A 12,569-nucleotide genomic window follows, 5' to 3' on the forward strand; every position below is an offset into this window, starting at 1 on the left:
TCAGGCGTCGTCCGAAGCCCTCTTCCGGTGCGGCAGGTACTCCTGCACCTTCGCCTTCAGGCCCTGGCGGACCATGCCCGCCCGGTCCGAGTCGCCCTTGATGATCGACTCGACCGTGGCCTCCATCTGCTCCCAGGTGGCATGCGGCGGGATCGGCGGTACGGCCGGATCGGTGAGGAACTCCACGACCGCCGGGCCGTCCGCGGCCAGCGCCTCGCGCCACGCCTGCTCGACCTGCTCGGGCTTCTCCACCCGGATGCCGGTCATGCCGAGCGATTCGGCGAACCGCGCGTAGGAGACGTCGGGGAGCTCCTGCGAGGGCAGGAACTGCGGCGCCCCGCCCATCGCCCGCATCTCCCAGGTGACCTGGTTGAGGTCCTGGTTGTTCCAGACGCCGATCACCAGCCGGGGGTCCTCCCACGACTGGCGGTACTTGGCCACCGTGATCAGCTCCGCCATGCCGTTCATCTGCATCGCGCCGTCCCCGACCAGCGCCACCGCCGGCCGGTCCGGATGGGCGAACTTGGCGCCGATCGCGTACGGCACCCCACAGCCCATCGTGGCCAGCGTGCCCGACAGCGAGGCGCGCATCTCGCCGCGCATCCGCAGATGGCGGGCGTACCAGTTGGCGACGGAACCGGAGTCGCAGGTGATGATGGCGTCGGAGGGCAGCAGCGGATCCAGGCAGTGGGCCACATACTCGGGGTTGATCGGATCGGCGGACACCTCCGCGCGCTGGGATGTCACCTCGCGCCAGCGCCGTACCCCCGAGATGATCTCCTCCTGCCAGCCGCGCTCCTTCTTGCGCTCCAGCTGGGGCAGCAGCCGCAGCAGGGTCTCGCGCGCGTCGCCGACCAGATTGACCTCGTACGGGTAGCGCATCCCGATCATGTGCGGATCGAGATCGATCTGGACCCCGCGCGCCTTGCCGAACTCCGGCAGGAACTGGGCGTACGGAAAGCTGGAGCCGATCGTCAGCAGCGTGTCGCAGTCCCGCATCATCTCGTACGAGGGCCGGGTGCCCAGCAGCCCGAGGGACCCGGTGACATAGGGCAGTTCATCGCTGAGCACATCCAGGCCGAGCAGCGCCTTGGCGACACCGGCGTCGAGGGTCTCGGCGATCCGCTGGACCTCCTCGCGCGCCCCGGCGGCGCCCTGGCCGACCATGATCGCCACCCGCTCGCCCGAGTTCAGCACCTCCGCGGCCCGCTCCACCGCGGTGCTGGACGGCACCGCGGACCAGCCGCTGCGGTCCAGGCTGGAGGGCACCATCTTGAACTCATGGGTGGGCGGGGAGTAGTCCAGGTCCTGCACATCCGCCGGGATGATCACGGCGGTGGGGGCGCGGCGGGCGTAGGCGGTGCGGATCGCCCGGTCCAGGACGTTGGGCAGCTGCTCGGGGACGGTGACCGTCTCCAGGAAGTCGGAGGCCACGTCCTTGAAGAGGCTGTGCAGATCCACCTCCTGCTGGTACGAGCCGCCCATCGCGCTGCGGTGGGTCTGGCCGACCAGCGCCACCACCGGCACATGGTCCAGCTTGGCGTCGTACAGCCCGTTCAGCAGGTGGATCGCGCCGGGGCCCGAGGTGGCCGCGCACACCCCGAGGCGGCCGCTGAACTTGGCGTAGCCGACGGCCTCGAAGGCCGCCATCTCCTCGTGCCGGGCCTGGATGAACCGGGGCTCGTTCTCGGCCCGTCCCCATGCGGCGAGCAGGCCGTTGATTCCGTCCCCCGGGTAGCCGAAGACATGCTCGACACCCCACTCGGACAGTCGGGCGAGGATGTAGTCGGCCACTTTCATGGTCATGGCGGGTCATCGCTCCTCTCGGCGGTTCAGCCGTGCTCGTGGTTCGGGGCGAACCGGTCCTGTCGACCGCGCGTGGCGGTTGTCGGCCCCGGCCCCCCGCGGCGGTTCTCAGCGGGCCACCTGCGGCAGCACCTTGGTGCGGTAGAAGTCGAAGAAGCCCCGCTGGTCGGGGCCGATCTGATTGACGTAGACGGTGTCGAATCCGGCCTCGGCGTACGCGTTGAGTGCCCTGACATGGGCCTCCGCGTCATCCCCGCAGACCACCTCTTCGGCCAGCCGCTCGGGGGTGACGAGCTGGGCGGCCTGCTCGAACTGGCTCGGGGTGGCCAGCGTCGACAGCACCGCACCGGGCAGCGCCTCGGTCGGCCACAGCCGGTGGGCGGTGCGCAGCGCCTCGTCGGGGTCCGGGCCGTAGCACACCTTCAGCCCGCCGCGGGCCGGTTTGCTGTTGCCCCCGGCCCCGCTGCCGCGCCGGAACCGCGCCACCAGCTCCGCGTCCGGGACCACGGTGATGAAGCCGTCGCCGACCCGCCCGGCCAGCGCGGCGGCGGCCGATCCGAAGGCCGCGATGTCGATGGGCACCGGTTCGTCGGGCACCGTGTACAGCCGTGCGTTCTCCACCGTGTAGTGCTTGCCGTGATGGGTGACGCGGCGCCCCTCGAACAGCTGGCGCATCACCATCACGGCCTCTTCCAGCATCTCCAGCCGGATCGCCGCGGGCGGCCAGCGGTCGCCCAGCACATGCTCGTTCAGCGCCTCGCCACTGCCCACGCCCAGCCGGAAGCGGCCCTCCAGCAGCACCGAGCTGGTCGCGGCGGCCTGGGCCACGATGGCGGGATGGATACGGATGATGGGGCAGGTCACCGCGGTCTGCACGGGCAGGCTGGTGGCCTGCGCGAGTGCGCCGATCACCGACCAGACGAAGGAACTCTGGCCCTGGGCTTCGTTCCAGGGGTGGTAGTGGTCGGAGATCCACAATGCGTGGAAACCGGCCTGCTCCGCCATCCGGGCCTGCTCGACGAGGTCCGCGGGCCCGTGTTCTTCGGCGGCCAGGAAATAGCCGTACTCGGTCATGGGCCCTCCTCGCGCGCGGAGCCGGCGGGTGTCGGCAGATGCGACGGGTAACCGGCGCCCGGGGAAGGAAACCTCGTTTGATCCGGCGCGGGACGGGCACGTGGTGGTGCGCCGAAGGCATGCGCCCGGCGTCGGAACGGGCAGGCGCCACAGGCCCGCGCCCGGTGTGGGGCCGGGGCGGGCCCGTGCCCGGTGTGGGGCGGGGGTGGGCCCGTGCCCGGTGTGCTGACCAGGGCGCGCCCGGGCTCGGTGCCCTTACGGTTCGCGGCCCCGCCGGGTCACGCCCCCGGCGCCGGGGCGCGTGGCGCCGTGCGCGGCATGGCCAGGGCGACATGGCGGGAGATCCGGTCCGCCACGCCCGCCTCCGCCATCTCGAAGGCACCGCGCCCGCCCGTACGGAAGAGCGTGAGCGCCCCGCGGACCGGCTCCGTGGCGGAGGCGCGCAGGGGTATGCACAGCAGCGAGGTGACCTCCTCCCGCACCAAGATGGGCGCACCCGTCGCGTCCCGGCCGAAGGCGTCGGCGTCGGCCGGGCTCACCCGCAGCGCGGAGACCCCGTCGGACAGCGCGTCCACCACCAGGGGGCAGTCGGCCGGGTCCTGCTCCGCCAGGGAGGCCGTACGGTCGCCCACCGCGTCCCGCGGGCCGAGCGCCACCACCCGGCGCGGGGCGCCGGGACCGCTCTCCGGGGCCAGGTCGGCGATCACCCAGTCCGCGAACCGGCCGTGCAGCACCTCCGCGGTCCTGGCCAGCACGGCCTCCGGACCGCCCCCGGCCAGCGCCACCCTCAGCAGCGCCGTCGCCATGTCGTCGGCCAGGTCCAGCAGCTCGGCATGGCGGGTCACCTCCGCCAGGTCCGGCCGGGACTCCGGGCGCCGCGCCCCGGCCGTCCCCTCGCCCGCCGGACCACCGATCACCCCGGGCTGGAACGCCGCCAGCACCGCCGGATGGGGCTCGCCCGGCGGCCGCAGCGCGGCCAGGGTCACCCGCACCTCACCGTCGGCCGACGGCTGCGACAGCCGCACCGTCAGACTGCGGTCGCCCTCACCGCGCGCGACCGCGGCGACCTGCGAGCGCAGCGCGGCCTGCCCGTCGCGCCGCAGCGAGGCGGCGAGCGGGCGCCCGGTGGCGTACCCGGCGCGGGTGTGGAAGAGCTGGGTGGCGGCGAAGTTCATGCGCCGCACCACGGTGTCGCGGTCCAGCAGGACCGCAGGGACCGGCAGCCGCTGGAACAGCGCCCGCAGCAGTTGCTGTTCCTGCGGGTCGGCCCGGCCCCCGCCGGGGCTCCGGGAGGCCGCCGTCAGCTCGTCGTACCGCGGCCACAGCACGTCGACCACGTGCTGGAGCTCGAAAAGAGCGGCGTCCAGCAAGGACAGCCGCTCCTGCGAGGGCAGCGAGGCCCGCGCGGTCCGCAATTCGTCGACCCGTCTGCGGAAGTCTGTGAGCTCCGCACCAAACTCCTGAGCGCCTGGCATGGGCACACCGTAGCCTGACCGGACGCGGCGGGCGGCATGGGTGCCGTTTTCCGCTCAATGCCGTGGGAAGGCGAAGAAATCGGGGCCCCGGACGGGGACGGGGCCATAAAGCGGATCGCATCGGAGCGAGAGGAGCGGACCCGGCAATGCCCGACCGTACGCACATCCGCACGGCCTGCCAGACCGACGCGCCATCCCTCGGCCGCGGCCTGGCCGAACTGGCCGAGCAGGCCGCCGCGGGCACGCCCGACAGCTGCGGGGCCACCGCCACCGCCGTGCTCGCCGAGGAGTCCTCCGGCGCCGCCGCGGACCGGACCACGGCGGCCACCCACCCCGATCTGTCGGCGCTGGTGTCGGTCCAGATGAGCGCCGGGGAGGGCCCGATCCTCGCGGCGCTCGACACCGGCCGCCCGGCGGGCGCCGACGATCTGCTCCACGACGACCGCTGGCCGAGCTACCGCGCCCGGGCGCTGGACGCGGGCGTACGGTCCACCGCCACCCTGCCCTTCGCCTGCGACGGGCTCACCGTGACCGTCTCGGTCTACGGGCTGCGCCCCGGCCCCCTGAAGAAGGCCGCTCAGGGCACCACCGAGCTGCTCGGCGACCTGGCCACCGAGAGCATGGCCCGGGACCGGCTCTACCGCGCGGCCCTCGTCCAGGTCGACCAGCTGGACACGGCGCTGCGCACCCGGCCGGTGGTCGACCAGGCGTGCGGCATCGTCATGTACGTCCTGGGCTGCGACGCGGAGCAGGCGTTCGACCTGCTGCGCCGGCTCTCCCAGCGGACCAACAAAAAGCTGGCGGAACTCGCCGAGACCGTGGTGCGCACCCGCGGCCGTGGTCTGGAGAAGGAGCTCATCGCGTTCGACCGGTCAGCCGCTCCCGGACCCGGTCGGCCAGCGTCCGGCCCGGACCGGGACCTTCCGGGCTGACCGGGGGCACGCCCTGCGCGGCGGCCGTCGCCTCGCCGACGCGCAGGCCCAGCATCATCCGCTCCTCGGGGGTGAGCCGCTCCCGCAGCTCGGGGAAGACGAGGTCCTCCTCACCGCGGATATGCATGGTCACCACGTCCATCAAATCCCGTACCAGCGGGTCGAACCGCCGGTCCCGGGGGTCCACGGCGTCCAGATCGGACAGGATCCGCTCGGCCTCGGTCAGCTCCTCGATCTCCTCGTCGGCGATCCGGTCGCCGTTCGGCAGCGCCTTGCGGACCGTGGGGTACAGATAGGTCTCCTCGGCCACGGAGTGCCGCACCACCTCCACCGTCATCCGGTCGACGAGCTGCCGCCGCTGGTCGGGGTCGGTGGTGGCGCGGTACCCCTCGAAGAGGTTGCGCACCACGTGGTGGTCCGTGGTGAGGACGTCCACCACATCGTGCTGTTCCGGCATGGCTGTCATGGCGCCCGGGTCCCCCGGCCGCCTTCCGCGAAACGGCGCCGGAGATCTGCGAAGGTGGACATACGCAGGCGGTGACGCGTCCGGCACGGGCGGAGGTGGACGAATGCAGCGGCAGTGGACCGCCCCGGCTCCGGCGGACCGGGACGACGGCGGGCTGCCGGTCCTCCCGGAGCTGCTCGACAGCTTCGTCGCGACGGCCGGCCACACCGCGCCGGAGCCGGTCGGCGGCTCGGCCGGGCTGCGCTCGGCCGCCTGTGGCTACTGGTCGCGGCGCGGGCTGTGGACCGATCCGGAGCATGTCGTGGTCGCCCCCGGCGCCGAGCCGCTGCTGCTGGCGCTGCTCGCCTCGGGCCCCGGCGGCGATGTGCTGCTGCCCCGCCCCTGCGCCGCCTGGTACGCGCCGCTGGTGCGGCTGGTGAACCGGCGCGCCCACCACGCGCCCGTCCCGGCCGAATGCGGCGGGCTGCCCGATCCGTTCGCGCTGCTGGAGATCGTCCGCAGGATCCGCACCGAGGGCGGGGTGCCCCGGGTCCTCCTGCTGTCGGTGGCCGACGACCCCACCGGCACCGTGGCCCCGCCCGAGATGCTGCACGAGGTGTGCGAGGCGGCCGTGGCCGAGGGGCTGCTGATCGTCAGCGACGAGACCTGGCGGGACACCGTCCACCATCCGCATGGCACGGTGCTGCTCAGCCCCGCCGAGATGAGCCCGGAGAACGTGATCGTGCTCTCCGACCTGGGGGGCGCCTTCACCCCGGCGGGCTGGCCCGCCGCGATGGCCCGGTTCCCGGCCACCGAGCGCGGGGTGGAGCTGCGCGGCCGGGTGCTGTCCCTGCTCACCGCCGTACGCTCCGGGCTGCCCGCGTCCATCACCGCGGCCGCCGAGTACGCCCTCGGCGAGCCCGAGCCGGTCCGGGGCCGGATGGCCGCCGCGGCCCGGGCGCACGGGGCCGTGGCCGCGGCGGCCTACCGCGCGCTGACCGCCGTCGGGGCGCTGGCCCGCCCGCCGCAGGCCGGCCGCCATCTCTACGCCGACCTCGACGAGCTGCGCGGGGTGCTCGCCGCCCGTGGCATCACCGACTCGGTGGAGCTGGAGCGCGAGCTGGTGCGGCGGGTGGGCCGGAGCGTGGCCGGCGGCCATCGCTTCGGCGACCCCCCGCACACCCTGCGGCTACGGCTGGCGACCCTGCCGCTGCTGGGGGCGGCGGAGGAGCCGCGGCTACGGGCGCTCCAGGCGCCCGATCCGCTGGAACTGCCCCATGTGGCCGCGGCGTTGGCCGCCTTCGAGACGGCCTTCCGGGACCTGATCGAGGACGGCCCGGCGGCCTGAGCCGCCCGGGACCGCCGCCATATGACGCGCCGGCACGGAAGGGCCGACCAGAGAGGGAAGGGAGTCAGGCCATGACCGACCACGTCGAGCAGGCCGACCCGGCGGAACCGGCCGACCGGCCCCGGCCGGTCCCGACCACGACCGAGTCGGCCGCCCCTGATCCGACCACGACCGAGTCGGCCGCCCCCGAGCCGGCCGCCCCCGAGTCGGCCGCCCCCGAGTCGGCCGCCTCCGATCCGGCGACCTCCGATCCGGCGGCCTCCGGGTCGGCCACCTTCGAGTCAGCCAGACCCGATCCGGCCACAACTTCCGATCCGGCGGTCTCCGAGTCGGCCACCTCCAATCCGGTCGCCTCCGAGTTGGCCACCCCCGAGCCCACCGCCCCCCGTCCGCTGTACGAGGTCCGCCGTTGGCCGCGGTCGTTCGCCGATCGGCTCACCTCTCCGCTGCCCGGGGTGCGGGCGGTGGCCCGGCTGGCGCGGGAGGGGCGGCTCAGGCCGCCCGTGAAGACGCTCCGCCAGATCCCCGAGCTGCCCTTCGCACCGGGGCCGCTGCCGCTCCCCGTCCCCGGCCGGACCGCGGTCACCTGGGCGGGGCACGCCAGTTGGGTGGTGCGGATCGGCGGGCTCACCGTGCTCACCGACCCGGTCTGGGCCCGCAGGATCCTCGGCACCCCGGCCCGGGTCACCCCGGTGGGGGTCCGCTGGGAGGATCTGCCGCCGGTCGACGCGGTCGTCATCAGCCACAACCACTACGACCATCTGGACGCACCCACGGTCAAACGGCTGCCGAGGACGACGCCGGTCTTCGTCCCGGCCGGGCTCGCCGGCTGGTTCCGGACGCGCGGGTTCACCCGGGTGACCGAGTTCGACTGGTGGGAGGCGGCCGAACTGCCCGGTGAGGACGGCCCGGTCCGCTTCGACTTCGTCCCGGCCCACCACTGGAGTAAGCGCACCCTCACCGACACCTGCCGCTCGCTGTGGGGCGGATGGGTCATCACCGCGCCCGGCGGCCGGCGGGTGTACTTCGCCGGGGACACCGGCTACGGCCACTGGTTCCGGCAGATCGGCCGCCGCTACCCGGGCATCGATCTGGCGCTGCTGCCCATTGGCGCCTATGAGCCGCGCTGGATGCTGGGCGGGGTGCACACCGATCCGGAGGACGCCGTACGGGCGCATCAGGACCTGGGGGCGCGGGTGCTGGCGCCCATGCACTGGTCGACCTTCCTGCTCTCGGCCGAGCCACCCCTGGAGCCGCTGCACCGGATCCGCGCCGCCTGGGAGGCCACCGGCCGTCCGCGCGAGGAGCTGTGGGATCTGCCGGTCGGTGCCTCGCGCGTGCTCGAATAGAGGGCCAAGTGGGGGAATAAGGTGCATAGGTGACAGGTAGATCATAAGTGGCGAGTGGTGCGGAGCGCACCTAGCTTCCTGTTCATGCGCACTCCGAAACTTCGTCACCTCGCGGGCCTCACGGCCGTCCTCGTCATCGAACTCGCCCAGCTCCCCGGAGCCCACGCCGCCCCCGTCGACCAGGCCGGGACCCGCCATGTGGTGCAGCCGGGCCAGTCCGTCCAGGCCGCCGTGGACGCCGCCAAGCCCGGCGACACCATCGAGCTCCGGCCCGGCACCTACCGGGAGAACATCCAGATCACCACCGACCGGCTGACCCTGCTCGGCGCGGGCCAGAGCACCGTGCTCTCCCCGGCCGCGAAGCCGTCGGACAACGCCTGTGGCGCGGCCGGCCACGGCATCTGCGTCACCGGGACGGCCCAAGACCCCGTCTCGGATGTACGGATCGGCTCACTGAAGGTCACCGGCTTCGCCAAGAACGGCATCTGGGGTTCCGGCACCGACCGGATGACCGTGCGGGACACCGTCACCGAGGACAACGGCCAGCAGGGCATGGGCCAGGAGATGTCCACTCGCGGCACCTTCGCCGACAACGTCTCGCGGAGCAACAAGCAGTCCGGCATCTTCCTGGCCAACACCATCGACGCCGAGGGCGGCGCCACCGACGCCCTGGGCACCCTGGTCACCGGCAACCAGCTCAGCGGCAACCGGACCGGTGTCGTGGTCCGCCGGCTGCGCGACATGACCGTCGAGCGGAACACCATCACGGCCAACTGCGCCGGGGTGTTCGTCGTCGGCGACGAATCGACCCCGCGCGCGGGGGACCTGAACGTCCGCCACAACTCCGTGTACGCGAACAACGCCTACTGCGCGGCAACCGACCGGCTCCCCTTCATCCAGGGTGCCGGCATCGTGCTCACCGGCACCGAGGGCACCCGGGTGACGGGCAACCAGGTGACCGACAACGTGGGCACCTCGCCCATGTCCGGCGGGATCGTGCTGTTCACCAGCGTCGTGGGCGCCCCCAACGCCAAGAACGCCGTCAGCCGCAATGTGATGAGCGGCAACAAGCCCGCCGACCTGGCCGACCGGGACAAGGGCCCCGACAACACCTTCACCGACAACGTGTGCGAGCTGTCCGTGCCCACGGGCCGGTGCTGAGAGGCGACGTCATGACCACTGTGGACACCACCACCCCCGCGGCCGCGGCACAGCCCCCACCGGCCGCGCTCCCGCCGCCCATGCAGCTGCGGGAGATCGTCTTCGGCGCCGCACGGGCGGCCTCCGTGCGCGCCGCGGTCCGGCTGCGGATCGCCGACGCGCTGGGGGAGCAGCCCGCCTCCATCGGCGAACTGGCCTCCGCCGTGGACGTCGAGCCCGATCCGCTGCGCCGGCTGCTGCGCTCCCTGGCGTGCTGTCAGATCTTCGCCGAGACCGAGGACGGCCACTTCCGGCACACCGAGATGTCCCGGCTGCTGCGCGAGGACACCCCGGGCAGTCTGCGGAACATCGCCCTGTGGTGCACGGAGCCGTGGACCTGGGAGGCGTGGCCGCTGCTGGACCGTGCGGTGCGCGGCGGCGGCTGTGTCGTCAACGAGATCTACGGCAAGGACTTCTTCGCCTATCTCCATGAGGACGCCCCCGAGTCGGCCCGGGTGTTCGACGCCGCGATGACCACCTCCAGCCGGCAGTCCGCCGCCGATGTCGCCGCCTTCCTCGACCTCGACGGAGTCAAGGACGTGGTGGACATCGGCGGCGGCCAGGGCCATGTGCTGGCCAGCCTGCTGGAACGGCACCCGGCGCTGCGGGGCTCGCTGCTGGACCTGCCGCAGGTGGTGGCGAACGCCGATCCGCGGCTGCGGGACGGCGGGCCACTGGCCTCGCGGGCGACGCTGGTGCCCGGCGACTGCCGTCGTGAGGTTCCCGTCGAGGCCGACCTCTATATCATCAAGAACATCCTCGAATGGAACGACGAGAGCACCCGCCGGACGCTCGCCAACGTGGTCGCGGCGGCGCGGCCCGGCGCCAGGGTGGTCGTCATCGAGAACCTCGTCGACAACAGCCCCTCCTCCTTCACCACGGCGATGGACCTGTTCCTGCTGCTCAACGTGGGCGGCCGGAAGCACACCGAGGACAGCATGGTGACGCGGATGACCGAGGCCGGTCTGAACGTGACCGACATCCGGCCGGTCAACGGCGCGCTGCACGCCTTCGACTCCACGGTGCCCGCCACGGGCCGCCGCTAGCCGCACACGCCACGCACGGTGCCCGCGTCGTCCGTCCTCGACGACGCGGGCACCGTGGCGTGTGCTCGGTCTGTCCGTTGTCGGTCCGTCAGCTGTGCCGTCAGCTGTAGCGGTACGAGCTGAGGTGCGCGAACACCACCACATTGGCCGTGTAGTCCTTGGCCGTGTGGTCGTAGGCCCCGCCGCAGGTGATCAGCCGCAGCTGGGCATTGGGGGTGTCCCCGTACACCTTCTGGTCCGGGAAGGCGTTCTTCTTGAAGGTCTTGATCTTGTCGACGACGAAGGTCGCGACGATCCCGTCCTCGCGGGTGATGGCCACCTTGCCCTGCGGCTTGAGCTGGCTGAGGGTGGCGAACACCGCCGGGCCGGTCTTGGTGTCCACATGCCCGGCCACGATGGCGTTGCCGCGTTCACCGGGGGAGGGGCCGCCCTCGTACCAGCCCACCAGGTTCTGCTCGGTGTCCGGGGGCGGCACCAGCACACCCGCCGCGTCCAGCGCGAGGGGGGTGAAGGGCGCGCTCACGCCGATCGAGGGGATGTCCAGATGGGACGCGGGGGAGCGCGGCAGCGCGGGTCCCGGACGGGACTCGGGGGCGCCCGTCGACTCCGAGGAGTCCGCGTAGTCGTCCTCGGCCGAAGTGTCGCTCTCCGGTTCGGAGATGGACGCCGGGGCACTGGCCGTGGTCCGGGCCGACGCCGGGGTGTTCTGGGAGGCGGCGTCGACGGAGTTGTAGATGAGGAATACGCCGATGAGGGCCGACGCGGCGGCCCAGCGGAGGATGCGGGTGTTGCTGTCGGCAGCGCCCTGCTTGGCCGGCTTTCCCATAGGGGTGTTCGCCTTTCTCACAGCGCCTTTCGGTGTCATTCTCGCGGTGCTTTTCTCGCGGCCGCTTTTCCATAGCGCTCGTGGTGCTGCCGTGGCACCACCGCTCGGCGGAGGTGCCACGGCAGCACGGAATTACGAAAGCGTCAGGCTCAGATCGCGGTGCCGGTCGGCTTGCGGCGACGCAGGGCGTAGGCGCCGGCGCCCAGACCACCGAGGAGCAGAACGGAGCCGGCGGCCATGCCGCTGCCCGTGGTGGCCATGCCGCCACCACCGGTGTGGACGCCACCGCGCGGCTTCTCGCCCTTCTCGTGGTCCTTCCAGGAGCCGCCGGACCAGTCGTGGTCGTCCTTCTTGCCGTCCCACTCGTGGTCGCGCTCCCGGCCCTCGTCCTTGCCGTGGTCGAAGTCGCGGCCCTCGTCCTTGCCGTGGTCGAAGTCGCGGCCCTCGTCCTTGCCGTGGTCGAAGTCCCGGCCCTCCTCCTTGCCGTGGTCGAAGTCGCCGCCCTCGTCCTTGCCCTTCATCTCTTCCTTGCCGTGGTCTTCCCGGCCGTCCTCGCGGCCGTGGTCGTCCTTGTCCTTCCAGGAGCTGCCGCCCTGGCCGTAGCCGTCCTCGGAGGACTCCTGGCTGCTCGAGTACCCACCGTGACCGCCCGGGTCCGAGACGTCGGCGGCGAACGCGGCGGCGGGGGCGCCCAGGGTCAGGGTGGCGGCAATCGCCGCCCCGGTGAAGAGTGCGCGAGTAGATCGCATGAGTCATTCCTTCCGGCGCCGTCGCGATACTGACTATTTGCCAGATAAAGGGATCGCATCGGCGTCTTGTCCACCGTCAGCGAAGAGGGCTCCCCCTGCCACTCGGCGCGGCCTGCGATCTGCTCTGTTGTAAGCCCTCTGGGTGTAGATAAGCGCAATGATCACTCATTCGCCGCGCGAATGGACTGACGCTCTTTCACCTTTTCGGCAGACAACATTCCGATGAGCCCAGTAGTGTGAGATTTGCGCTGACGGGGCATAAGGAAAGGGCCGCCGGGAGGTGAACTCCGTCGGCGGCCCCGTGCGGCGGGACGCGTCC

The 12,569-nt window shown here is 72.5% G+C and carries 11 protein-coding genes; 5 read left to right on the forward strand and 6 right to left on the reverse strand.

Annotation, left to right across the window (positions count from 1 at the left end):
- The 3 genes from AS97_RS34790 to AS97_RS34800 all read right to left on the reverse strand — a co-directional run bounded on the left by AS97_RS34790 (position 1) and on the right by AS97_RS34800 (position 4,355).
- The gene (locus AS97_RS34790; RefSeq protein WP_125761596.1) at positions 1–1,806 is read right to left on the reverse strand and encodes a thiamine pyrophosphate-requiring protein; all 1,806 of its coding nucleotides are present in this window, start codon (positions 1,804–1,806) and stop codon (positions 1–3) included.
- 108 nt (positions 1,807–1,914) lie between these two features.
- Entirely contained in the window at positions 1,915–2,880 is a 966-nt protein-coding gene (locus AS97_RS34795; RefSeq protein WP_059141940.1) for a TIGR03557 family F420-dependent LLM class oxidoreductase, read from the reverse strand.
- 278 nt (positions 2,881–3,158) lie between these two features.
- Complete coding sequence (locus AS97_RS34800) at positions 3,159–4,355, reverse strand: PAS domain-containing protein (protein ID WP_086709852.1); 1,197 nt, start codon at positions 4,353–4,355, stop codon at positions 3,159–3,161.
- A gap of 146 nt (positions 4,356–4,501) precedes the next feature.
- Here AS97_RS34800 and AS97_RS34805 point away from each other — a divergent pair, with 146 nt between their 5' ends.
- Positions 4,502–5,287 carry an ANTAR domain-containing protein gene (locus AS97_RS34805; protein ID WP_086709851.1) on the forward strand — a complete coding sequence of 262 codons (786 nt, stop codon included), beginning with the start codon at positions 4,502–4,504 and terminating at the stop codon, positions 5,285–5,287.
- Here the strand turns inward: AS97_RS34805 and AS97_RS34810 are convergent.
- Positions 5,211–5,753, reverse strand: a complete 543-nt coding sequence (locus tag AS97_RS34810) for a hemerythrin domain-containing protein (protein ID WP_059141943.1) — start codon at positions 5,751–5,753, stop codon at positions 5,211–5,213. The two genes, AS97_RS34805 and AS97_RS34810, sit on opposite strands and share 77 nt — an antisense overlap.
- Before the next feature lie 103 nt (positions 5,754–5,856).
- Here AS97_RS34810 and AS97_RS34815 point away from each other — a divergent pair, with 103 nt between their 5' ends.
- From AS97_RS34815 to AS97_RS34830, 4 genes are all read left to right on the forward strand, one after another.
- Entirely contained in the window at positions 5,857–7,080 is a 1,224-nt protein-coding gene (locus AS97_RS34815; protein WP_086709850.1) for an aminotransferase class I/II-fold pyridoxal phosphate-dependent enzyme, read from the forward strand.
- 71 nt (positions 7,081–7,151) lie between these two features.
- Positions 7,152–8,429, forward strand: coding sequence for an MBL fold metallo-hydrolase (locus AS97_RS34820; RefSeq protein ID WP_247204583.1), 1,278 nt, complete (start codon positions 7,152–7,154; stop codon positions 8,427–8,429).
- An 84-nt stretch (positions 8,430–8,513) separates the two neighbouring features.
- Positions 8,514–9,590: a right-handed parallel beta-helix repeat-containing protein gene (locus tag AS97_RS34825; RefSeq protein WP_086709849.1), complete on the forward strand. Its 1,077-nt coding sequence runs from the start codon at positions 8,514–8,516 to the stop codon at positions 9,588–9,590.
- A gap of 11 nt (positions 9,591–9,601) precedes the next feature.
- Positions 9,602–10,675, forward strand: coding sequence for a methyltransferase (locus AS97_RS34830; RefSeq protein ID WP_059141946.1), 1,074 nt, complete (start codon positions 9,602–9,604; stop codon positions 10,673–10,675).
- A 100-nt stretch (positions 10,676–10,775) separates the two neighbouring features.
- On the opposite strand, the gene AS97_RS34835 is transcribed toward AS97_RS34830, so the two are convergent.
- Together AS97_RS34835 and AS97_RS34840 are read right to left on the reverse strand one after the other, a co-directional pair.
- The gene (locus AS97_RS34835; RefSeq protein ID WP_059141947.1) at positions 10,776–11,501 is read right to left on the reverse strand and encodes a class F sortase; all 726 of its coding nucleotides are present in this window, start codon (positions 11,499–11,501) and stop codon (positions 10,776–10,778) included.
- A 149-nt stretch (positions 11,502–11,650) separates the two neighbouring features.
- On the reverse strand, positions 11,651–12,250 hold the full coding sequence (locus AS97_RS34840; RefSeq protein ID WP_086707433.1) for a hypothetical protein: 600 nt from the start codon (positions 12,248–12,250) through the stop codon (positions 11,651–11,653).
- Positions 12,251–12,569: the final 319 nt, after the last annotated feature.

Origin of the sequence: Streptomyces sp. AgN23 (assembly GCF_001598115.1) — a bacterium.
Taxonomy (GTDB): domain Bacteria; phylum Actinomycetota; class Actinomycetes; order Streptomycetales; family Streptomycetaceae; genus Streptomyces; species Streptomyces antimycoticus.

Bases quoted from the DNA above. Each gene is read 5' to 3' on its own strand.
- AS97_RS34790 (WP_125761596.1), bottom strand. From the start codon at position 1,806: ATGACCATGAAAGTGGCCGACTACATCCTCGCCCGACTGTCCGAGTGG.
- AS97_RS34795 (WP_059141940.1), bottom strand. From the start codon at position 2,880: ATGACCGAGTACGGCTATTTCCTGGCCGCCGAAGAACACGGGCCCGCG.
- AS97_RS34800 (WP_086709852.1), bottom strand. From the start codon at position 4,355: ATGCCAGGCGCTCAGGAGTTTGGTGCGGAGCTCACAGACTTCCGCAGA.
- AS97_RS34805 (WP_086709851.1), top strand. From the start codon at position 4,502: ATGCCCGACCGTACGCACATCCGCACGGCCTGCCAGACCGACGCGCCA.
- AS97_RS34810 (WP_059141943.1), bottom strand. From the start codon at position 5,753: ATGACAGCCATGCCGGAACAGCACGATGTGGTGGACGTCCTCACCACG.
- AS97_RS34815 (WP_086709850.1), top strand. From the start codon at position 5,857: ATGCAGCGGCAGTGGACCGCCCCGGCTCCGGCGGACCGGGACGACGGC.
- AS97_RS34820 (WP_247204583.1), top strand. From the start codon at position 7,152: ATGACCGACCACGTCGAGCAGGCCGACCCGGCGGAACCGGCCGACCGG.
- AS97_RS34825 (WP_086709849.1), top strand. From the start codon at position 8,514: ATGCGCACTCCGAAACTTCGTCACCTCGCGGGCCTCACGGCCGTCCTC.
- AS97_RS34830 (WP_059141946.1), top strand. From the start codon at position 9,602: ATGACCACTGTGGACACCACCACCCCCGCGGCCGCGGCACAGCCCCCA.
- AS97_RS34835 (WP_059141947.1), bottom strand. From the start codon at position 11,501: ATGGGAAAGCCGGCCAAGCAGGGCGCTGCCGACAGCAACACCCGCATC.
- AS97_RS34840 (WP_086707433.1), bottom strand. From the start codon at position 12,250: ATGCGATCTACTCGCGCACTCTTCACCGGGGCGGCGATTGCCGCCACC.